The 20,497-nt window shown below is 67.1% G+C and carries 17 protein-coding genes and 1 riboswitch; of the genes, 5 read left to right on the top strand and 12 right to left on the bottom strand.

What is annotated here, in order from left to right; genetic code table 11:
- Positions 1-99: 99 nt before the first annotated feature.
- The 8 genes from thiC to J3367_RS13715 all read right to left on the bottom strand — a co-directional run bounded on the left by thiC (position 100) and on the right by J3367_RS13715 (position 9,621).
- The gene (gene thiC, locus J3367_RS13680; protein ID WP_024351833.1) at positions 100-1,908 is read right to left on the bottom strand and encodes a phosphomethylpyrimidine synthase ThiC; all 1,809 of its coding nucleotides are present in this window, start codon (positions 1,906-1,908) and stop codon (positions 100-102) included.
- A gap of 121 nt (positions 1,909-2,029) precedes the next feature.
- Positions 2,030-2,157: riboswitch (TPP riboswitch) on the bottom strand.
- Between the two features lie 311 nt (positions 2,158-2,468).
- On the bottom strand, positions 2,469-2,858 hold the full coding sequence (locus J3367_RS13685; RefSeq protein WP_024351834.1) for a septal ring lytic transglycosylase RlpA family protein: 390 nt from the start codon (positions 2,856-2,858) through the stop codon (positions 2,469-2,471).
- 221 nt (positions 2,859-3,079) lie between these two features.
- A complete protein-coding gene (locus J3367_RS13690; protein WP_024351835.1) occupies positions 3,080-4,537 on the bottom strand; it encodes an alkaline phosphatase D family protein in 1,458 nt (485 codons plus the stop codon).
- Between the two features lie 177 nt (positions 4,538-4,714).
- Positions 4,715-5,560 (bottom strand): cell wall hydrolase, encoded by an 846-nt coding sequence (locus J3367_RS13695; RefSeq protein WP_024351836.1) that lies wholly within the window; start codon positions 5,558-5,560, stop codon positions 4,715-4,717.
- Between the two features lie 112 nt (positions 5,561-5,672).
- Positions 5,673-6,452 carry a succinate dehydrogenase iron-sulfur subunit gene (locus tag J3367_RS13700; protein ID WP_009207956.1) on the bottom strand — a complete coding sequence of 260 codons (780 nt, stop codon included), beginning with the start codon at positions 6,450-6,452 and terminating at the stop codon, positions 5,673-5,675.
- Positions 6,453-6,614: 162 nt separating this feature from the next.
- On the bottom strand, positions 6,615-7,895 hold the full coding sequence (locus J3367_RS13705; protein ID WP_024351837.1) for a TRAP transporter large permease: 1,281 nt from the start codon (positions 7,893-7,895) through the stop codon (positions 6,615-6,617).
- Between the two features lie 94 nt (positions 7,896-7,989).
- The gene (locus J3367_RS13710; protein ID WP_024351838.1) at positions 7,990-8,571 is read right to left on the bottom strand and encodes a TRAP transporter small permease; all 582 of its coding nucleotides are present in this window, start codon (positions 8,569-8,571) and stop codon (positions 7,990-7,992) included.
- A gap of 72 nt (positions 8,572-8,643) precedes the next feature.
- A complete protein-coding gene (locus J3367_RS13715) occupies positions 8,644-9,621 on the bottom strand; it encodes a sialic acid TRAP transporter substrate-binding protein SiaP (protein WP_024351839.1) in 978 nt (325 codons plus the stop codon).
- Between the two features lie 184 nt (positions 9,622-9,805).
- On the opposite strand from J3367_RS13715, the gene J3367_RS13720 reads away from it, so the two are divergent.
- Positions 9,806-11,320: a UxaA family hydrolase gene (locus J3367_RS13720; protein WP_024351840.1), complete on the top strand. Its 1,515-nt coding sequence runs from the start codon at positions 9,806-9,808 to the stop codon at positions 11,318-11,320.
- 93 nt (positions 11,321-11,413) lie between these two features.
- Here J3367_RS13720 and J3367_RS13725 read toward each other — a convergent pair whose 3' ends face one another.
- The 4 genes from J3367_RS13725 to J3367_RS13740 form a co-directional block, all read right to left on the bottom strand.
- Positions 11,414-12,904 carry a serine hydrolase gene (locus J3367_RS13725; RefSeq protein WP_421461378.1) on the bottom strand — a complete coding sequence of 497 codons (1,491 nt, stop codon included), beginning with the start codon at positions 12,902-12,904 and terminating at the stop codon, positions 11,414-11,416.
- 246 nt (positions 12,905-13,150) lie between these two features.
- A complete protein-coding gene (locus J3367_RS13730) occupies positions 13,151-14,056 on the bottom strand; it encodes a sugar kinase (RefSeq protein ID WP_009207950.1) in 906 nt (301 codons plus the stop codon).
- Positions 14,053-15,267 carry a mannonate dehydratase gene (uxuA, locus tag J3367_RS13735; protein ID WP_024351842.1) on the bottom strand — a complete coding sequence of 405 codons (1,215 nt, stop codon included), beginning with the start codon at positions 15,265-15,267 and terminating at the stop codon, positions 14,053-14,055. Before uxuA ends, J3367_RS13730 begins: the two co-directional genes overlap by 4 nt.
- Before the next feature lie 70 nt (positions 15,268-15,337).
- Positions 15,338-16,042, bottom strand: a complete 705-nt coding sequence (locus tag J3367_RS13740) for a GntR family transcriptional regulator (protein ID WP_029703623.1) — start codon at positions 16,040-16,042, stop codon at positions 15,338-15,340.
- A 79-nt stretch (positions 16,043-16,121) separates the two neighbouring features.
- Between J3367_RS13740 and uxaC the strand changes: the two genes are divergently transcribed.
- From uxaC to J3367_RS13760, 4 genes are all read left to right on the top strand, one after another.
- Positions 16,122-17,528 (top strand): glucuronate isomerase, encoded by a 1,407-nt coding sequence (uxaC, locus tag J3367_RS13745; RefSeq protein WP_024351844.1) that lies wholly within the window; start codon positions 16,122-16,124, stop codon positions 17,526-17,528.
- 38 nt (positions 17,529-17,566) lie between these two features.
- A complete protein-coding gene (locus tag J3367_RS13750; protein WP_024351845.1) occupies positions 17,567-18,556 on the top strand; it encodes a TRAP transporter substrate-binding protein in 990 nt (329 codons plus the stop codon).
- 135 nt (positions 18,557-18,691) lie between these two features.
- Positions 18,692-19,207 (top strand): TRAP transporter small permease, encoded by a 516-nt coding sequence (locus J3367_RS13755; RefSeq protein WP_024351846.1) that lies wholly within the window; start codon positions 18,692-18,694, stop codon positions 19,205-19,207.
- An 8-nt stretch (positions 19,208-19,215) separates the two neighbouring features.
- Positions 19,216-20,496 carry a TRAP transporter large permease gene (locus J3367_RS13760; protein WP_024351847.1) on the top strand — a complete coding sequence of 427 codons (1,281 nt, stop codon included), beginning with the start codon at positions 19,216-19,218 and terminating at the stop codon, positions 20,494-20,496.
- Position 20,497: the final 1 nt, after the last annotated feature.

The following is a 20,497-nucleotide window of genomic DNA, read 5'->3' on the forward strand; positions in this document are numbered from 1 at the left end:
CTCCTGATGCAGTCGAACGCCTAACCACCAGCGTGCCCGCCCCGTTCCACTGGGGACACGGGAGGCGGCAGCACACCGCCGCCTCCGCTTCGCTGCGCCCTACTCGGCCGGCACGTCGCCGGCAGGCATGTAGAGATCGCCGCCCTCGCGATATTTCTGCGCCATCTTCTCCATGCCCTCCTTCTGCGCCTCGGCGCGGATGTCGTGGGAGATCTTCATGGAGCAGAATTTCGGGCCGCACATGGAGCAGAAATGCGCCACCTTGTGCGCCTCCTTGGGCAGCGTCTGGTCGTGGAAGGAGCGCGCCGTCTCCGGGTCGAGGGAGAGGTTGAACTGGTCCTCCCAGCGAAACTCGAAGCGCGCCCGGCTCAGCGCGTCGTCGCGCAGCTGCGCAGCCGGGTGGCCCTTGGCGAGATCTGCGGCATGGGCCGCGATCTTGTAGGTGACGACGCCGACCTTCACGTCGTCGCGGTCCGGCAGGCCCAGATGCTCTTTCGGCGTGACGTAGCAGAGCATCGCCGTGCCGAACCAGCCGATCATCGCCGCGCCGATGCCCGAGGTGATGTGGTCGTAGCCCGGCGCGATATCGGTGACCAAGGGTCCGAGCGTGTAGAACGGCGCTTCGCCGCAGACCCGCATCTGGCGATCGACATTCTCCTTCACCTTGTGCATCGGCACATGGCCCGGCCCCTCGATCATCACCTGGCAGCCCTTGGCCCAGGCGATCTTCGTGAGCTTGCCCAGCGTGTCGAGCTCGGCGAACTGTGCCGCGTCGTTGGCATCGGCGATCGAGCCGGGGCGCAGGCCGTCCCCCATGGAGAAGGACACGTCATAGGCCCGGCAGATATCGGCGATCTCCTCGAAATGCTCGTAGAGAAAGCTCTCTCGGTGGTGATGCAGGCACCACTTCGCCATGATCGAGCCGCCGCGCGACACGATGCCCGTCGTGCGGTCCACCGTCAGCGGAATATGGGACAGCCGCACCCCGGCATGGATGGTAAAATAGTCGACGCCCTGCTCGGCCTGCTCGATCAGCGTGTCGCGGAAGACCTCCCAGGTGAGGTCCTCGGCGATGCCGTTCACCTTTTCCAGCGCCTGGTAGATCGGCACCGTGCCGATCGGCACCGGCGCGTTGCGGATGATCCAGTCGCGGATGTTGTGGATGTTGCGGCCGGTGGACAGGTCCATCACCGTGTCGGCGCCCCAGCGGATCGCCCAGACCATCTTCTCCACCTCCTCGGCCATCGAGGAGGTGACGGCGGAATTGCCGATATTGGCGTTGATCTTGACCAGGAAGTTGCGGCCGATCGCCATCGGCTCGACTTCCGGATGGTTGATGTTGGCCGGGATGATGGCGCGGCCGGAGGCGACCTCGTCGCGCACCCATTCCGGGGTAATGAAATCCGGGATCGCCGCCGAATACGGCTCGCCGTCGCGCTCCAGGGCCCGCTTTGCCTCGGCCCGGCCGAGATTCTCGCGGATCGCGACGAACTCCATCTCGGCGGTGACGATGCCGGCGCGGGCATATTCGTACTGGGTCACGGCGCGCCCGCCCGTCGCCCGGCGCGGTGCGTTGCGAACCGGAAATTCCGGCGTCAGCTTCTCGGCCGGCAGATTGCCGTTGTCCTCGGGCTGCACCGCGCGGCCCTCGTAGAATTCGGTGTCGCCGCGGGCCGCGATCCAGCTCTCGCGGATGCGCGGCAGTCCCTTGGCAATGTCGGTCTCGACCTGGCTGTCGGTATAGGGGCCGGACGGATCGTAGACGATGACGTCGGGCTCGCCCGCGGTCGGATGCACGGTGATTGCGCGCATCGGCACGCGGATGTCGGGAAAGGCCGTTCCGGCCAGGTAGATCTTGCGGGATGCCGGCAGCGGGCCGGCGGTGACGGTGGGTGTCACGGCATTCATCTTGGTTCTCCAGTCGCGCTCGCGTCGGAGATCCAGTTCTGCTTTCGGTGATCGAAAACTCTCGTCGGCCTGTCGGATCGCCCCTGTCGTTGAGGGCATGGCCCGCATTGCGGGCCGGAGAGGTCGGCGGCTTTCCCATCCCTACGCCAGTATGAACTGGATCAGGTTCGTAGGGTCGCCGCGCGCTTCGCCGATGATCGGCGGCCGTCGGCCTCTCAGTTCCTTGCCGGAACTCCCCTTGGACGAGCGGACGGTAGCAGTCCCCGTGGGGGTGTCAACAGCGGTTGCAGCGGTCGTTACCGAAGATCGGCACGTCACAGGAAGAGGCAGGGAACGGGAAGACAGGAAGCAGGACCGGCAGCGGCCGATCGGGACATCGCGGCGGCGACGCAGGCGATGCGCCGCGGGCCGGGACGACCGGGAGGCGGTCAGGGGCAAAGCCCGAGCCAGACCCGCGATGCGTGTCGCGGGCGGTCCGCGGCGCAAGCGGCGCCGTCGGACGAGATGGTGTCACATGCGGGCGGCCAGCGCCCCGTCATGCGGTCGGCAAAGCCGAGACCCTAGAGGATGTCGAGGCTGACCTTGGCGGTGCCCGAATGGATCATGCCGATCTTCGAGGCCGCGGCGCGCGACAGGTCGATGATCCGGCCGCCATGATACGGGCCGCGGTCGTTGATGCGCACGACGACGGACTTGCCGTTGCGACGGTTGGTGACGCGCACCTTGGTGCCGAAGGGCAGCGTCTTGTGAGCCGCCGTCATGGAGTTCATGTTGAAGCTTTCGCCGTTCGCCGTGCGGCGACCATGAAAGCGCTTTCCGTAATAAGAGGCGGAACCCGAGGCCGCGGACTTCGTTTCGGCTACGACCGGAGTGATTGCGACGGAGTACGAACCGACCATCGTTCCGGCGAAAAGCGCAGCCGCGAGAGCGGCCTTCGGCAGAAACTTCATTCTTGGCATGTCCTTGAGATGCGACGTTTGCGACGCCGCCTCCTTCGTCAATTCCTGTGACGAGAAAAAGGACGGACTCTGGCAGCAATAGGGTCTTTCTACGACAGCGGAACTTTTCGGGCCCTGGCGTATCGTCCTGAGCCCAAACGAAGAATTTCCGTCCGAGCCCTGTACTGAATGCGACAGCCATGTCGCATTCGCGCCGGTGACGCCTTAACCGGTCAGACCGCCAGCTTCGGGGTCCGGCCGCTGTCTTCGAGTTCCCATTCGGCCTGCCAGTCCATGCCGTCCTGCGACAGGACGAGGTAGTTGCGCTCGCTCGTATAGGTCGCGCGGCGCGACGGCAGCGGCCGCAAGCGGATCTTCCGGCCGCGCAGTGGGCTCTCGCCGACACGGGCGAGAAGGCCGAGCGCAAACGGATAGGCCGGCCCGGGCGCGGGGTGGGAAATGCCGGACGCGACGAGCTGGTGCATCACACTCCCGTTCAGAAGCCGCATCTCGCCGCGCGTCGCCAGATGGATTTCGCCGGAGACGACCACGAGCCCGCCGACGGCCCGCTCGGCGCGATCGGCCAGGCATTGCAGGCAGCGGATCCATTCGCGCCGATGCGCCCGGCTCTGCCACTGGTCGCGCAGATCGTCGGACAGCTTGGCGACCCGCGGTACGATGCCGGCGACGAGCTCGGCCCAGCTCAGCCGCGGCCCGAGCACCGGCACGCTGGACATCAGCACGATCCGGTCCGGCTCCGGCGTCGTCTCCAAGGCCGTTTCGAAGCTCTTCCATCCGACCGGCCCCATCACCCGGTCGGGGCGGCGTTCACTGCGCAGGTCCGGCGCGAGGATCGTCAGGCCCGGATAGCGCACCGCGACGCCCAGGCTGCGCGCCTGCCGGTCCAGCGCGATCGCCGGCAGGTCGGCCTCATCCGCCGCCAGCTGGAAGATCAGGAACATCTCGCGCGCCGCCTCGAACAGGCCGCGCCCGACGGGACTGTCCAGGAGCGCCGCCGGATGGCTGCCCCAGCCGTCGATGATGTCGTGGTCGTCCCACATCGACACGGACGGCACATGGGCCGACATCGCCCCCATGGCGGGCCGGGCGAAGCTGATCAGATAGCGCTCGAAATAGAAGCGCCGGATCGCCGCGCGGGCCTCCTCGGTCAGCGGTACGGTCCCGCGCTCGTCGGGCTTCAGGCTGGTCCAGCGCTGTACATCCGGATGACAGGCGAGGACGTCGTCGGCATAGAGCTGGTCGCCGCCCTGCAGCATCAGGGAGAACGGAGCGCGGTCGTGCTCGGCGGTGAGCCGGGTCCACATGGCGTCGCGCTCGGCGATGTCGCGCGTAAGATCCCCGTTCTCCTGGCCGTTGCAGGAGACATAGGCGATGCGCGCCGCGCCGCCGTCGGGGCTGACGACGGCATAGTCCGTCTCGTCGATGCGGTAGGAACTGGTGGTGCCGGCCGGCAGCGAGAAATCGTAGCGCCAGACCGTGCGGCCGAACCTCGTGGCCAGCGCAATCGGCTGCATCGCCTCGCCCGCGGCAAACAGGTCGGGCGCCGCGGCCGCCTCGTCCAGGACGAGGATCGCAGCGAGATGGTCGCGCCGGCCATCGCCGCCGCGTGCATAGAGGATCGGGCCGATCCGGTCCGGAAGCGGATTGGCGGCGGAAACGGTCTCGGTCATCGGCTCCTGCCGGCTTGGCTGTGACCGATGCCCGTCCCGGCTTCGGTCTCGCCCCGCCATATAGGAAGCCATGGCTGCCATGCCGACCGCAATGCCGCCATCACGCGGGCCGGACGATCGGACGCCGGCAGAACCAACGGGGATTGCGGCTTTCGCGGAGCCCCGCGCCGGCCGAACTCAGTCGGCGGTGGTGGTCTGGACGCCAGGCAAGGCCTGCATGCGGGCGTCGAGCGTGGCCGTATCGGCGACATCCGGGGTCGGCGCGGCGGCCTCCGCCGCACGAACGCGTCCGCCCTTGCCGCTGTCGGCGCGGGCCGGCTGTTCGGTCAGGCCCTGCCAGAGCGTCAGGAAGGGATTGGCCTCGTCACCGGTAGTCTTGCGCGGCGCCATGGCGGTGGCCGTCGCCAGCCCGGCCGGGGCCGACGTGTCCCGTTCGGGGCTCGGCGCAACGGCGGCGGTGCGAACCTCGTCGATGGCCGCGGCGGCGCCATTCTTGCGGACCTCCGCCTGGGACGCCATGCGGAAGCCGGCACTGCGCTGGTCGCGCGAGATCTTCTGGTAGAAGGCGTTGCCGCCGGCAATGACCTTGTAGTGCATGTTGCCGTAGCCGAAGCTCAGGCCCGCCGTGTGGAAGAACTTGGCATCGCCGACGGCGGCGTGGCGCTTGCCCGACAGGACCTCATGGGCGGTCTGCATCGCCAGTTCCTTGCCGGCCCCCATGTCGCGGGTCATCACGCCGGGCGCGAACTGCTTGGGCTGGGCGACCACGTCGCAGACGGAATCGGGATAGCTCGGCGAGCCGACGCGGTTCATCACCACGGTGCCGACGGCGAGCATGCCCTCGCGGCTGGAGCGATTGGATTCGAAGAACATCGCCCGGGCGAGGCATTCCTGGCTCGGACCGTAGCTGAGGGGTGACACCACCTCCTCGATCTCCGGTGCGCCGACACAGCCGGACAGGACGGCAGCGGACAGAAGGGTGGCAAGGGCCGGCAGACGGCCGCGGATCGACAACGTGCTCATGGCGCTGTCGTGGTCACGAAATGTGTCGGCAAACGGGGCGGCGTGTGCGGGAATCACACCGGCAGGCGATTCCGCCAGCCGGTGTTGCCGAATCGCCGCGCCTGCCGCCGGGTCAGACCCGGCGTTCGATCATCATCTTGCGGATCTCGGCGATCGCCTTGGCCGGGTTCAGTCCCTTCGGGCAGGACTGGGTGCAGTTCATGATGGTGTGGCAGCGATAGAGCTTGAACGGATCTTCCAGATCGTCGAGCCGCTCGCCGGTCGCCTCGTCGCGGGAATCGATCAGCCAGCGATAGGCCTGCAACAGGACGGCCGGGCCGAGATAGCGGTCGCCATTCCACCAGTAGGACGGGCACGAGGTCTGGCAGCAGAAGCACAGGATGCACTCGTAGAGGCCGTCGAGCTTCTCGCGGTCCTCATGGCTCTGGCGCCATTCGCGCTCGGGCTCGGGCGTATCGGTCTTCAGCCACGGCTCGATCGAGCGCAGCTGGGTGTAGGGCACCGTCAGATCGGGGATCAGGTCCTTGATCACCGGCATGTGCGGCAGCGGATAGACCTTCACGGCGCCGCGGATCTCGTCCATGCCCTTGGTGCAGGCCAGCGTGTTGGAGCCGTCGATGTTCATGGCGCAGGAGCCGCAAATGCCCTCGCGGCAGGAGCGGCGCAGCGACAGGGTCGAGTCGACCTTGTTCTTGATCCACAACAGCGCATCGAGAACCATCGGGCCGCAATCGTCGGTGTCGACGTAATAGGTGTCGGTCCGCGGGTTTTCCTCGTCGTCCGGCGACCAGCGATAGATCTTGAACTCGCGCACATTCGTCGCGCCCGCCGGCTTGTCCCACACCTTGCCGGGATTGATGGTGGAGTTCTTCGGGAGGGCAAGTTCGACCATGAGGATGTATCCGGTGCCTTTCTGGAATCGTTCGCAACATAAAGCGTGCGCTGCAAAACACCAGAGACGAAACCGCGCGGAAAGGCTTCAAATCGTTTGAAGTCCGGCCGTTTTCCGGTGTCTGCGACGTTGTCTCGCGGCCGTTGCCGGGTGACGCCTGCCTCAGCGATAGATCAGCGTCGGCAGCCACATGGTCAGGGCCGGGATGAAGGTGATCAGGAACAGCACCACGAAGAGCGGCACCAGGAAGGGCGCCGTCGCCGACATGCAGCGCTCGAACGGAATGCCCGATACCCGCGACAGGACGTAGAGCACCATGCCGATCGGCGGGGTCAACAGGCCGATCATCAGGTTGAGCACCATGATCACCCCAAAATGCACCGGATCGACGCCCATCTGCATGGCGATCGGCAGCAGCACCGGCGTCAGGATGGTGATCGCCGCCACGGTCTCCATGAAGCAGCCGACGATCAGCAGGATCAGGTTGATCAAAAGCAGGACGACCCACGGATTGTCGGAGATCGTCAGGATCAGCGCGGCGAACTGCTCCGGCGCCCGGTTGGAGGTCAGGATCCAGGCGAAGATCGACGCCGCGGCGACGATGAACAGGACGACGGCGGTGGTCTCGATCGTGTCGAAGGAGACCCGCAGGAACCGCTTCAGCGTCAGCGTGCGATAGACCACGAGGCCGAGGATCAGCGCCCAGGCACAGGCCGCGATCGCCGCTTCCGTCGGCGTGAAGGCGCCGGTCAGGATGCCGCCGACGATGATCACCGGCGTCATCAGCGACAGGAAGGCGCGCTTGAAGGTGAAGCCGAGGATCGACAGCTTGAACGGCTGGTCGACCGGATAATTGCGGCGGCGGGCATAGATCGCGATCATCGCCATCAGCGAGACGGCCATCAGCAGGCCCGGAATGAAGCCCGCGGCGAAGAGTTGGCCGATCGAGGCGCCGGCGACGACGCCGTAGATCACCATCGGCAGGGACGGCGGAATGATCGGCCCGATGGTCGAGGACGCCGCCGTGATGCCGACCGCGAAGCCCGGCTCGTAATTGGCGTCGCGCATCGCCTTGATCTCGATGGCGCCGAGGCCGCCGGCATCGGCCACCGCCGCGCCCGACATGCCGGCGAAGATCACCGAGGCGCCGACATTCACATGGCCGAGACCGCCGCGCATCCAGCCGAAGATCGCCTTGGCGAAGTCGAAGATCCGCTCGGTGATGCCGGCGGCGTTCATCAGGTTGCCGGCGAGGATGAAGAAGGGGATCGCCAGCAGCGGGAAGGAATCGACGCCGTTGATCATGCGATGGATGACCACGACGTCGGGCACCCGGCCCTCGACCAGGATGAAGATCGCCGAGGAGCCCGCCAGAGCGATGGCGACCGGCACGCCGAGGATGATCATCCCCAGAAGCAGCACGAACAGCATCGTCAGCAGCATGGAAACCCCGAACAACAGGTAAGGCCGCGACCGGCCGGGCGCACCGGCCCGGCGTCGCATGCGAAGGAATGGGAGGCAGCGGCGCGCCTGGGCATCAAAGGCCGGTGCCCGTCAGCGCGAAGCGTTCCGGGTCGATCAGCCGGCTGGTGCCGCTGCGCCAATGGCGGATCAGGGCGATGAGCGCGTAGACGGTCATCAGCGCGAAGCAGACCGAAACGCCCCAGTAGACGGAGGATTTCGGCACGTCGATCGAGACCATCTTCTGATGCGTGCGGCCGGCGAGCTGGACGCAGAACCAGCCCATGGCGCCGTAAAAGACCAGCGTGATGACATCGACGGTGATCTGCGCCACGAAGCGTCCCCGCCGCGGCAGATAGCGGTAGAACAGCTCGACCGCGATGTGGCTTTCCTTGCGGGCCGCCATGATCGCGCCGATGAAGGTGACCGCGATCAGCAGGAAGCGCGCGATCTCCTCGGTCCAGCCGAGGGAATTGTTGAGCACGTAGCGCGTGAAGAACTGCAGGAAGACCACGAAGGCCAAAAGCCAGAAGACGCCGAAGACCACGCCGTCGCTCCAGCGCAGATCGGACAGATCGACGGGCTGGTCGGCGAAGGGGTTCGGCTCCAGCGGCTGTACGCCCGCTTCCGGGCCGGGTTCGATTTCAGGTGACGCCATGACCGCATCCGGAACGAGGAGACAGGCCGGGCGCGCTGAGCGCGCCCGGCGAGACTTCCGAAGAGAAGGAGACTATTCGATCGCCTGGAGGCGGTCGTAGGTCTCCTGGTCCCAGGTGGCGTCGGGACCGTTATGCAGCTTCATCGTCGCCTCGCGGAACGGCGTGATGTCGACCTCGTGAACGTTGACGCCCTGCTCGCGGAACCACTCGGCGAGCTTGGCCTCGTTCTCGCGCACCTGCGTGGTGGCGCAGTCGGCGGTTTCCTTCAGAACATCGGAGAGCGCCGTCCGGTCGGCCTCCTCCATCTGGTCCCAGGTCGGGCCGCCGACGATGGTCAGGAGCGCATCGTTGATATGGGCGGTCAGCGAGATGTCCGTCTGCACCTCGTAGAACTTCTTGGCCTGGATGGTCGGCAGCGGGTTCTCCTGGCCGTCCACCGTGCCCTGCTGCAGCGCCAGATAGACCTCGGCGAAGGCGATCGGCGTCGGATTGGCGTTCACCGCCTTCGGGAACATCATGTAGAGCGGGGCATTCGGCACCCGGATCTTCATGCCCTCCATGTCGGCCGGCGTGTTGATCGGCTTGTTCGCCGTCACGTGCCGCTGGCCGTAATAGGTGGTGGCGACGACGTGGTTGCCGGTCGCCTCGTTGTAGCCGGCCGCCAGTTCCTTGAAGAGATCGGAGTTGCGGAACGCGTCCCAGTGGTCGTAGCCACGGAACATGAAGGGCGCGCCGCCGATGGCGATCGGGCCGTAGGCGCGGCCGGCGAAAAGCTGGCCCGTATAGATCACGTCGACGGTGCCGAGGCCGAGGCCTTCGTTGATGTCGACTTCCTTGCCGAGCGAGGACGCCGGGAACACCTCGAAGGAATAGCGATCCTCCGTCGCCGCCTTCAGCTTGTCCGACGCCTCCACCGCGCAGGTATGATACGGCTCGCTGGACTCGTAGACATGGGCGAATTTCAGCGCCGTCTGGGCGAAGGCCGGCTGCGCGGTGAGCGCAATGGCAGTCGCGGCCGAAAGGGCCAGTACATGCTGTGTGTATTTCATCTTGTTCCTCCCCAATGTATACACTGTTTTCAGGCGATCATATTGATTGCATCCCACAGCGCAATGGCCCCATCGTCGTTCTTGACGATCGCTGCCGCAAGGGCGGCGACGCAAAATGAGGCGGGCAGCGGCGCGGCGAGGTATCCGGTCGATGCGATCGGTCGAGACAGAGGATAGTTCAGACATGTCGACGAATACGGTGCGCCTCGACCCTTCGGACAACGTGGTCACGGCGCTGAAGGCGCTGGAAACCGGCGCCGCGGTCGAGGAGACGACGACGCTCGGACTGGTCCCGCGCGGCCACAAGATCGCCACCCGGGCCATTCCCGCCGGAACGCCGGTGATCAAATATGCGCAGATCATCGGCTACGCCGCCGAGGACATCGCGCCCGGCAGCCACGTCCACACCCAGAATGTCGAGTTCCGCGGCACGGCCCACAATTACGATTTCTCCACCGACCTGCGGCCGGTCGCCATGGTCCCCGAGGACCAGCGCGACACCTTCATGGGCTATCGCCGCAAGGACGGCCGCGTCGGCACCCGCAACACCATCGCGGTGATCACCTCCGTCAACTGCTCGGCGACGGCGGCCCGCAAGATCGCCGAGGCCTTCGGGCCGGAGGAGCTGGCGGCCTATCCCAATGTCGACGGCGTCACCGCCTTCGTCCACGGCACCGGCTGCGGCATGGGCGGCGATGGCGAGGGCTTCGAGGCGCTGCAGCGGATCATGTGGGGCTATGCCCGCCATCCCAACGTCGCAGGGGTGCTGATGGTCGGCCTCGGCTGCGAGGTGAACCAGATCGACTGGCTGCTGGAAGCCTTCGGGATCGAGAAGGGCCCGATGTTCCACGCCATGAACATCCAGGACGTGGCGGGCCTGCGCCGCACGGTCGAGATCGGCGTCGAGCGGGTTCGCGCCATGCTGCCGATCGCCAACGAGGCGCGCCGCGAGCCCTGCCCCGCTTCCGAGCTGATGGTCGCGCTCCAGTGCGGCGGCTCCGACGCCTGGTCGGGCATCACCGCCAATCCGGCGCTCGGCTATGCCTGCGACCTGCTGGTCGCCCAGGGCGGCACCGGCGTCCTCGCCGAAACGCCGGAGATCTACGGCGCCGAACATCTTCTGACCCGCCGCGCCAAGGACGAGAAGACCGGCCGCAAGCTGGTCAAGCTGATCGAGTGGTGGGAGGATTATACCGCGCGCAACAAGGGCTCGATGGACAACAACCCGTCGCCCGGCAACAAGAAGGGCGGTCTGACCACCATCCTGGAGAAGTCGCTGGGCGCCGCGGCCAAGGGCGGCACGACGCCGCTCAACGGGGTCTTTCGTTACGGGGAACCGGTCAATACGCGCGGCTTCGTCTTCATGGATTCGCCCGGCTACGATCCGGCCTCGGTGACCGGCCAGATCGCCTCGGGCTGCAACCTCGTCGCCTTCACCACCGGTCGCGGTTCGGCCGCCGGCTTCAAGCCGTCGCCGTCCATCAAGATCGCCACCAACACCGAGATGTATCGCAAATTGTCCGAGGACATGGACGTCGATTGCGGCCGGATCGTCTCCGAGGGGCTGTCGATCGAGGCCGCCGGCCGCGAGATCTACGAATTGCTGCTGCGCGTCGCGTCGGGCGAAATGTCGAAATCCGAGGCACAGGGTCTCGGCGACTACGAATTCGTGCCCTGGCAGATCGGCGCGACCATGTAGGCAGGACCGTTTGCGGGCGGCCGCTACGGCGGCGCCGCCCGTGCGCGATCCTCGGTGAGCGGCGCAGATCATGTGCGCCGCGCATCCACCGGCTCAGTCCCGGACGAAAATCCCCAGACCCGCCCGGTCGTAATAGTCCAGCGTGACGTCCGCGACCCGGCCATCGTTGTCCGTGCGGAACCGCGCGAGCGATGGCCCGATGGCGTTCTCGCCGATCGTCTCGAAGGTGAAGACGTCGCCGTCATATGCGGTGAGGGCAAAGCGCGTCGGCGCTGGCGCCGGACCGAGGATCATCGACAGGGCGCCATCCTCCGCCTCGACGCGGAGCGGGCCGTAATAGCTGTTTTCGTAGCGGCCGGCATAGGTCTCGAGATCGCGCGGTGCCGCGGCATCGGCAGGTGCCGGCGGCACCTCCGCCGCCTCGAGCTCGGCGTCCCGCTGCGCCGCGAAGATGCCGCCGATGAAGCCCAGCCAGTCGACGGTCTGCTCGCCGTTCTGGACGATATCCATGAAGCTCGCGCAGATCGCCTCCGGCACGCCGATCGGCTCGCCATTGGTGAGGACGACGATGCCGAGTTCCTCGCCGGGAAGCAGCGAGATCGCCGTCGCGGTGCCGAGGTTGAAGGCGCCGGAATGGCCGAGCGTCACCCGGCCCTGATCGTCGATGCCGACGTTCCAGCCCAGCCCGTAGAAGCCGGCGCGGATCGCCGGATCCGCCGGCAGGCGATTGGGCATATGCGGCTGATGGGTCGTCGCCAGGGCGCTTTCATCGATCAGGGTCGTGCCCTCGAAACGACCCTGGCCGAGTTGCAGGCGCAGGAAGCGGGCCATATCCGAGACCGAGGCGCTGGCACCGCCGGCCGGTGCCTCTGCGTCCGCTACGCGTTCGTAGCGCGCCTCCCAGCGTCCCTCGTCCGGCGCGCCGGCCCGCACATGGATCTTCGCCCGGTTGTCATGGCCAGCATAGTCCGCGTTGCGATAGCTCGTGCGGGTCATGCCGAGCGGCCGGAACAGCCGCTCCGTGGCAAGGTCCTCGAAGGGTTGGCCGGCGGCCTTGGCGGCGGCGACCGCACCGGCGGTATAGCCGAGATTGGAGTAGTGATAGGTCGAGCGGAACGGGTCCAGGGGCTGCTGGTCGATCCGCGACAGGATCGTCTCCCGGTCGAAGCCCAGATCCTCGAGAAGGTCGCCCGCCCCCGTCGCCAGCCCCGAACGATGCGACATCAGATCGGTGAAGGTCGCATGGTCGCTGACATAGGGATCGGACAGGGCGAAGGACGGATCGTAGCCGCGCACCGGCTGGTCCCATTCCAACAGGCCGTCGCCAACGAGCCCCGCGACGAGGGTCGAGGCGATGGGCTTCGACAACGAGGCGAGCAGGAAGACCGTGTCGGTATTCACCGGCTCCGGCTCGCCGACTTCGCGCAGGCCGAAGCCCTTGGCGAAGAGCACTTCGTCCCGGTAGACGACGGCGACCGCGACGCCCGGCACGCCGGTCGTCTCCATCACGCCCTCGACGACCCCGTCGAGGCGATCGACAGCCCGGTCCACCTGCTGCCGGTCCAGAAGCGGCGGCACCGGCATGACGGGCGCCGGCAGAAGATTGGCGGGCGAAGGCGACGCGCCATCCTGCGCTATCGCGGGTGTTCCCGGGGCGGTGAGGACGAGGCTGAGGGCGAATGCCGGCAGGGCCAGGTTTCTGAACGAACGCACAGGGCGGATCATCGCAAGGCTCCCTTCACCCGCATCGGACGACCGAACGGGTGAAGCAACCTTACGATGCGGCAGATGCGACAGGAACCCCGCAATCCCGGCAGGGTTTCGGCCGCGTTAACGGATCAGGGCGCCGTAATGGCGAACGACTTCGCCGGCCAGCTCGTGCCCACGTTCGGCCGCCTGCCGCGGTTCGGCGCCGTCGAGGCGCGCGGCGAGATAGCCGGCATTGAAGCTGTCGCCCGCCCCCGTCGTGTCGATGACGTCGGCGACCTTGCGCGCAGCCACGGTTTCGAAGCCGCCCTCCGTCGCGACCAGCGCCGGGTCGGAGCCGTCCTTGACCACCACTTCGCCGGTGCCACAGGCCAGATACCGTCTGGCGGTCGCCTCGGGCGACGCGTCACCGAAGGCCGCGACCTCGTCGGGAAAGCTCGGCAGGCAGAGGCTGGCGACGGCGGCGCCCGCCTCCATCGCCGCCCGCATCACATCCGGCTCGGGCCACAGGCGCGGCCGGATGTTCGGATCGAAGGCGACCAGCTTGCCGGCGGCGCGGGCCGCGCCGAGCATGTCGAGCAGGCGCTGGCGATCGTCCGGCGACAGGATCGCCAGGGTGATGCCGGAGAAATAGAAGGCGTCGCCGCTCGCAGCGGCCGCGTCCAGCTGCGCCGGGTCGGCCGCCAGCAGCTTGGCCGCGGCGCTGTCGCGCCAGTAGGAGAAGCTGCGTTCGGCGCCGTCCAGATGGATCATGTAGAGGCCGGGCATCCGCTCGGGGATGCGGCGGACGAGATCGGTCGCAAGCCCCGCCTCGGTGAAAAAGGCCAGCATCTCGTCCGATGTCGTGTCGGTGCCCAGCGCCGTGTGATAGGCGACGTCCCAGCCCTCGCCGAGCCCGCGCCGCAGGTACCAGGCGGTGTTGAAGGTGTCGCCGGCAAAGCCCTTGCGATAGAGCCCCTCGCCGGCCGAGGACAGCTCCACCATGCATTCGCCGATGGAGACGATGCGCCTGCGGGTCGCCGCGCTCATGCCGGCACCCGATGGGCGGCCGCATCGCCGTCGAGGGTCGCGACCGCGGCCATGACGCCGCGCAGTTCCGCCAGGCCGCGCATGCGGCCGATGACCGGATAGCCCGGATGCGTGCCGCGACCGATGTCGGACAGAAGCTCGTGGCCGTGATCGGGTCGCATCGGGATTTCCGCGTCGGCCCGGCCCTCGGCCCGGCGACGGCGCTCCTCGGCCATCAGAACCCGCACCAGCGCCACCATGTCGGTGTCGCCGGCCAGATGATCGGCCTCCTCGAAGGAGCCGTCGGCGTCCTTGGCGACGTTTCTGAGATGGGCGAAATGGATCTTGTCGGCAAAGCGTGCGGCGATCGCCGGCACGTCGTTGGCCGGATTGGCGCCGAGCGAGCCCGAGCAGAGCGTCAGGCCGTTGGCCGGCGACGGCACGGCATCGAGCACGAAGGCGATGTCCTCGGCATTCGAGACCACCCGCGGCAGGCCGAAGAGCGGTCGCGGCGGATCGTCGGGATGGACGCAAAGCCGCATGCCGGCCTCTTCGGCCACCGGCACCACCGCTTCGAGGAAACGCCGGTAATTGGCCCGCACGTCGTCGCGGGTGATGCCGGCATAGCGACCGAGGATCTCGCGCAGGCCGGCAACGTCGTAGCGCGCATAGGCGCCCGGCAGGCCGGCATTGATGGCAGTCAGCAGCCGCTCGCGATCGGCCGGCGTGGAGGCCTCGAACCAGGCTTTCGCCCGCGCCAGCGTCTGCGGCGCGACGCCGTCGGCCGCGCCCTCGCGCTCCAGCATGAAGACGTCGAAGGCGACATATTCGTGCATGTTGAAGCGCAGGCTGGTGCCGCCGCCCACCACCGGCGCGGCCAGTTCGGTCCGCGTCCAGTCGAGGAGCGGCATGAAATTGTAGCAGACGGTACGGATGCCGCAGGCGGCGAGATTGCGCAGCGACTGGCGATAGGTCTCGAACAGCGGCTCCAGATCGCCGTCACCCAGCTTGATGCGCTCGTGCACCGGCAGGCTTTCCACGACCTGCCATTCCAGGCCGAGCGCCGGGTCTTCGGCGATCAGCGCCTTTCGCGCGGTGATCGCCTCGACCGTCCAGACCTCGCCATAGGGGATCTCGTGCAGGGCATTGACGATGCCCCGGGCGCCGGTCTGGCGGATTTCCGATAGCTGGATGCGATCCTGCGGCCCGAACCAGCGCCACGTTTCCTGCATGTTGCGTCCCCACCCCGGTCGCGTGTCGGGCGCCCTGCGACGCCCCTGTCCTGGCTGACGGCGCGCCGGCTCAGCCCGCGTCGCTGTCGTCGAAATACTGGTCGAACTCGACCCTCAGGCGGACCAGATGGTCGTTGATCCGGCCGAGATGCGTGCGCATCGCAAGGTCGGCCGCCTCGCCATCCCGGGCCTTGATGGCCTCGAAGATCGCCACGTGGTCCTCGTAGACCGCCGGCTGGCCGAAGGCCAGTGACAGGAAGCGCAACCGGTCCATCTGCGCCTTCTGCTCGTCGATGAGCTGCCAGGCAAAGCCGCATCCGGCGCCCTGCGCGATCAGGCGATGAAATTCGTCGTCTTCCAGGTGGAAGGTGTGGCGATCGTCCTTCAGCTGCGCCGCCCGCTGCAGTTCCAGATTGGCCTCCAGCCGGCCGACCAGTTCGCCGACGTCGCGCTGGCAGGCCTCGCGCACCACCGCGACCTCCAGCGCCTCGCGAATGAAGCGGGCGTTGCGGACCTCCTGAACCGAGATCTTCACCACTTCGGTCCGCCGCTGCGGCTGCACGCGCAGATAGCCGGTCCGGGCGAGCCGGCCGAAGGCCTCGCGCACGGGCTGGCGCGACACGCCGAGATGCCTAGCGACCTCGGCCTCCGAAATGCCGACGCCGGGGAGAAGGCGAAGCTCCAGGATGGCCGTGCGCAATTGCGTGTAGACGCTGTCGGCCATCGTGCCCCGGGGCTGGGTCGTGGCGTCCGGGGAAAGGGCTTCGAGAGACATGGCGGACCTTTGTTGACGACATTCGGATACTAGGATACCAGTTTGTTCGCAAGCAATGAAATTCGTGGGTGAGGAACGGATGGCGCTACTGGACGAGGATCGGCTGTTCCCGGCGACGCCGAGGGTGCGCGACATCGCCCGCGCGCTCTACCAGACGGTCGCCGACCTGCCGATCATCAGCCCGCACGGCCATACCGATCCGCGCTGGTACGCCGAGAACCAGCCCTTCCCGGACCCCGCCCAGCTCTTCGTCACGCCCGATCACTACATCTTCCGGATGCTGGTCTCGCAGGGCATCAGCCTTGAGGAGCTCGGCGTGCCCGACGCCAACGGCGTCGCGACCGAGACCGACGGCCGGGCCATCTGGCACCGCTTCGCCAGCCATTATCACCTGTTCCGCGGCACCCCGACGCGGCTGTGGCTCGACCATTCCTTCCAGACCCTGTTCGACATCGAGCGGCGCCTGTCGGCCGAGACCGCCGACTTCTACTACGACCGCATCTCCGAGCGTCTCGCCCAGGATTCCTACCGGCCACGGGCGTTGTTCGAGCGCTTCAACATCGAGGCGATCGCCACCACCGAGAGCGCGCTGGACGACCTCGCCCATCACCGCACGATCCGCGACAGCGGCTGGGGCGGACGGGTGATCACCACCTACCGGCCGGATGCGGTCATCGATCCCGACTTCCCGGGATTTGCCGCCAATCTCGCGCGTCTCGGCGAGATCACCGGCTGCGACGTCGCCAGCTATGCCGGCTATCTCGACGCCCATCGTGCCCGCCGCGCCTATTTCCGCGACTTCGGCGCGACCGCGACCGATCACGGCCATCCGACGGCGCGCACCGCCGATCTGCCCCGCGCCGAGGCCGAGGCGCTGTTTGCCCGCGTCACCGACGGATCGGCCTCCGCCGCCGACCGCGAGACCTTCCGCGCCCAGATGCTGACCGAGATGGCGAGGCTGTCGGTCGAGGACGGCATGGTCATGCAGATCCATGCCGGCTCCTTCCGCAGCCATTCGGACCGGATCGCCGCCGGCTTCGGCCGCGACAAGGGTTTCGACATCCCGCAGCCGACCAATTACGTCACCGCGCTCAAGCCGCTGCTCGATGCGGTCGGGCTGGAGCCCGGCCTGACGATCATCCTCTTCACGCTCGACGAGACCGTCTATTCGCGCGAGCTGGCGCCGCTGGCCGGTGTCTATCCGTGCCTGAAGCTCGGCCCGCCCTGGTGGTTCTTCGATGCGCCGGAAGGGATGAAGCGGTTCCGCGAGCAGGTCACAGAGACCGCCGGCTTCTACAACACCGTCGGCTTCAACGACGACACCCGCGCCTTCTGCTCGATCCCCGCCCGGCACGACGTCGCGCGGCGGGTGGACTGCGCCTATCTGGCCGATCTCGTGGTCACCGGACGCCTCGTGGAGGACGAAGCGTTCGAGGTTGCCCACGATCTTGCCTATCGCCTGGCCAAGGAGGCCTACAGGCTTTGACCGGCGGCTGACGCCGCCATTTCTGGGAGGAAGCAGGCATGAGCATATTCAGGAAAGTCACCGCGACGATCGCGCTGGCGACGATGCTGGCGGGGGCAGCCACGGTCGCCTCGGCGCAGGAGATCCTGCTGCGTTCGTCGGACACCCATCCCGACGGCTATCCGACCGTCGAGGCGGTCAAGTACATGGGCGAGCTCATCAAGGAGCGCACCGACGGCCGCATCGGCATCGAGGTCTATCACTCGGCCCAGCTCGGCGAGGAGAAGGACACGATCGAGCAGACCCAGTTCGGCGTCATCGACCTGAACCGCGTCTCCATGGGACCCTTCAACAACATCGTCGAGGAGACCCAGGTCGTCTCGCTGCCCTACATCTTCCGGTCCATCGACCACATGCACAAGGTGATGGACGGCCCGATCGGCGAAGAGATCCTGGCGGCCTTCGAGCCCCATGATTTGATCGGCCTCGCCTATTACGACGGCGGCGCCCGCTCCTTCTACAACAGCGAGAAGCCCATCAAGTCGATGGAGGACCTGAAGGGCCTGAAGTTCCGGGTCATGCAGTCCGACATCTTCGTCGACATGGTCAACGCGCTCGGCGGCAACGCCACCCCGATGCCCTATGGCGAGGTCTATTCCTCGATCCAGACCGGCGTCATCGAGGGCGCCGAGAACAACTGGCCGAGCTTCGAATCCTCCAAGCATTTCGAGGTCGCCAAGCACTACACGCTCGACGAGCACCTGATCGTGCCGGAAGTCCTCGTCATGTCCAAGAAGAGCTGGGAGAAGCTCTCGCCGGAGGACCAGGAGATCGTCCGCGCCGCCGCCAAGGAGAGCGTCACCAAGATGCGCGAGCTGTGGCAGGCCCGCGAGGCGGAATCGGAGAAGATGGTCCGCGAGGCCGGCGTCGAGGTCGTCAAGGACATCGACAAGCAGCCCTTCATCGACGCGATGAAGCCGGTCTACGAGAAATACGTGACCAACGACAAGCTGAAGGACCTCGTCGCCCGCATCCAGGCGTCCGAGTAGCAGCCTTCGCGGGACCGGCGGCGCAAGGCCGCCGCCGGTCCCGATCCTGTCTTCGCTGCGTCCCGCCGAAACGGCAGCGGGCGAGCGTCCCGCCGGCTCGCCCCGGCCGTTCCCGTCGCAGGTTGACCCCGCTCCATGCGTCACTTTCTCCTGACGATCGAACCGTTCGTGCGCCGGCTGGCGCGGACCGCGCTCTGGGGCGCGGGCATCGGTCTCGTCACCATGACCCTGATCATCTTCTGGCAGGTCTTCGCCCGCTACGTGCTGAACGACAGCCCGAGCTGGACCGAATCCACCTCCGTGCAGCTCATGGGCTGGTTCATCTTCCTGGGCGCCAGCGTCGGCATCCACGAGGGCTACCATCTCGGCTTCGACGTCCTCGTCTATGTCGTGCCGGACAACGGCAAGAAGGCCCTGCGCACCATCTCGGACCTCGCCGTCCTCGGCTTCTCGCTGGCGATGATGGTCTACGGCACCGAGCTGATGGCCGGCACCTGGAACACCACCATCCCGACCCTCGGCCTTCCCGGCGGCACCACCTTCATGCCGCTGATCGTCGGGGCCGTCCTGTCCATCCTCTTCACGGCCAACCGCATCCTGCGCCGCTTCAGCGGGCTCGAGAATGCCAACGCCTTCGCGATTTCGGACTGAGCCCGACCATGGATCTATTCATCCTCTTCGGAAGCTTTGTCTTCCTCCTCCTGATCGGCACGCCGATCGCCTTCTGCCTCGGCATCGCGTCGCTGGCGACGGTGATCTACATGGGCATCCCGCCGCTGATCGTCTTCCAGCGGCTCAATTCCGGCCTCAGCGTCTACGCGCTGCTCGCCATTCCCTTCTTCATCTATGCCGGCGACCTGATGGTGCGCGGCGGCATCGCCTCGCGGCTGGTGGCCTTCGCCGGCTCGTTGGTCGGCCATGCCCGCGGCGGCCTCGGCCAGGTCAATGTCGCCGCCTCCACCCTGTTCGGCGGCGTCTCCGGCTCGGCCGTCGCCGACGCCTCGGCGATCGGCGGCCTGATGGTCCCGCAGATGGAAAAGCGTGGCTACAGCGCCGACTACGCGGTCAACATCACCGTCGTCTCGTCGATCATCGCGCTCTTGATGCCGCCGTCCCACAACATGATCATCTATTCGATCTCGGCCGGCGGCTCGATCTCCATCGCCGACCTGTTCACCGCCGGCATCGTCCCCGGCGTCCTCCTGGCCGGCGTCCTGATGTTCGTTGCCTGGCGCGTCGCCATCAGGCAGGGCTATCCGACCGAGACCTTCCAGGGCTTTCGCACCGTCGGCGTCCTGTTCCTCACCGCCATTCCGGGCCTCCTGCTCATCGCCATCATCTTCGGCGGCGTGCGCTCGGGCATCTTCACCGCCACCGAGAGCTCCTGCGTCGCCGTGGTCTACGCGGTGCTCGCCACCATCGTGTGCTACCGCACGCTGAGCTTCGCCTCCTTCGTCGAGGCGACGCTGGGCGCCGTGCGCACCACCGCCATGGTGCTGCTGATCATCGGCGCCGCCGCCGCCTTCGGCTGGCTGCTCGCCTATCTGCGCGTGCCGGCCGAGCTCGTCGCCTTCATGAAGAGCGTCTCCGACAACCCGATCGTCATCCTGTTGATGGTCAACATCATGCTGCTCGGCCTCGGCACCTTCATGGACATGTCGCCGCTGATCATCATCACGACGCCGATCTTCCTGCCGGTCGTGACCGCCTATGGGGTCGACCCGGTGCAGTTCGGTGTGATCATGGTGCTCAATCTCGGCATCGGCCTGTGCACCCCGCCGGTCGGCGCCGTGCTCTTCGTCGGCTGCGCCATCGGCCGGATCTCGGTCTGGCAGGCGATGCGCACCATCTGGCCCTTCTACGGCGCCGCGCTCCTCGTGCTCGGCTTCGTGACCTACGTCCCGGCGGTGTCGCTCTGGCTGCCGTCGCTGTTCAAGTGAG

It is taken from the genome of Aurantimonas sp. NFXS3, assembly GCF_049132005.1.
GTDB lineage: Bacteria > Pseudomonadota > Alphaproteobacteria > Rhizobiales > Rhizobiaceae > Aurantimonas > Aurantimonas coralicida.

Bases quoted from the DNA above. Each gene is read 5' to 3' on its own strand.
- thiC (WP_024351833.1), bottom strand. From the start codon at position 1,908: ATGAATGCCGTGACACCCACCGTCACCGCCGGCCCGCTGCCGGCATCC.
- J3367_RS13685 (WP_024351834.1), bottom strand. From the start codon at position 2,858: ATGAAGTTTCTGCCGAAGGCCGCTCTCGCGGCTGCGCTTTTCGCCGGA.
- J3367_RS13690 (WP_024351835.1), bottom strand. From the start codon at position 4,537: ATGACCGAGACCGTTTCCGCCGCCAATCCGCTTCCGGACCGGATCGGC.
- J3367_RS13695 (WP_024351836.1), bottom strand. From the start codon at position 5,560: ATGAGCACGTTGTCGATCCGCGGCCGTCTGCCGGCCCTTGCCACCCTT.
- J3367_RS13700 (WP_009207956.1), bottom strand. From the start codon at position 6,452: ATGGTCGAACTTGCCCTCCCGAAGAACTCCACCATCAATCCCGGCAAG.
- J3367_RS13705 (WP_024351837.1), bottom strand. From the start codon at position 7,895: ATGCTGCTGACGATGCTGTTCGTGCTGCTTCTGGGGATGATCATCCTC.
- J3367_RS13710 (WP_024351838.1), bottom strand. From the start codon at position 8,571: ATGGCGTCACCTGAAATCGAACCCGGCCCGGAAGCGGGCGTACAGCCG.
- J3367_RS13715 (WP_024351839.1), bottom strand. From the start codon at position 9,621: ATGAAATACACACAGCATGTACTGGCCCTTTCGGCCGCGACTGCCATT.
- J3367_RS13720 (WP_024351840.1), top strand. From the start codon at position 9,806: ATGTCGACGAATACGGTGCGCCTCGACCCTTCGGACAACGTGGTCACG.
- J3367_RS13725 (WP_421461378.1), bottom strand. From the start codon at position 12,904: ATGCCGGTGCCGCCGCTTCTGGACCGGCAGCAGGTGGACCGGGCTGTC.
- J3367_RS13730 (WP_009207950.1), bottom strand. From the start codon at position 14,056: ATGAGCGCGGCGACCCGCAGGCGCATCGTCTCCATCGGCGAATGCATG.
- uxuA (WP_024351842.1), bottom strand. From the start codon at position 15,267: ATGCAGGAAACGTGGCGCTGGTTCGGGCCGCAGGATCGCATCCAGCTA.
- J3367_RS13740 (WP_029703623.1), bottom strand. From the start codon at position 16,042: ATGTCTCTCGAAGCCCTTTCCCCGGACGCCACGACCCAGCCCCGGGGC.
- uxaC (WP_024351844.1), top strand. From the start codon at position 16,122: ATGGCGCTACTGGACGAGGATCGGCTGTTCCCGGCGACGCCGAGGGTG.
- J3367_RS13750 (WP_024351845.1), top strand. From the start codon at position 17,567: ATGAGCATATTCAGGAAAGTCACCGCGACGATCGCGCTGGCGACGATG.
- J3367_RS13755 (WP_024351846.1), top strand. From the start codon at position 18,692: ATGCGTCACTTTCTCCTGACGATCGAACCGTTCGTGCGCCGGCTGGCG.
- J3367_RS13760 (WP_024351847.1), top strand. From the start codon at position 19,216: ATGGATCTATTCATCCTCTTCGGAAGCTTTGTCTTCCTCCTCCTGATC.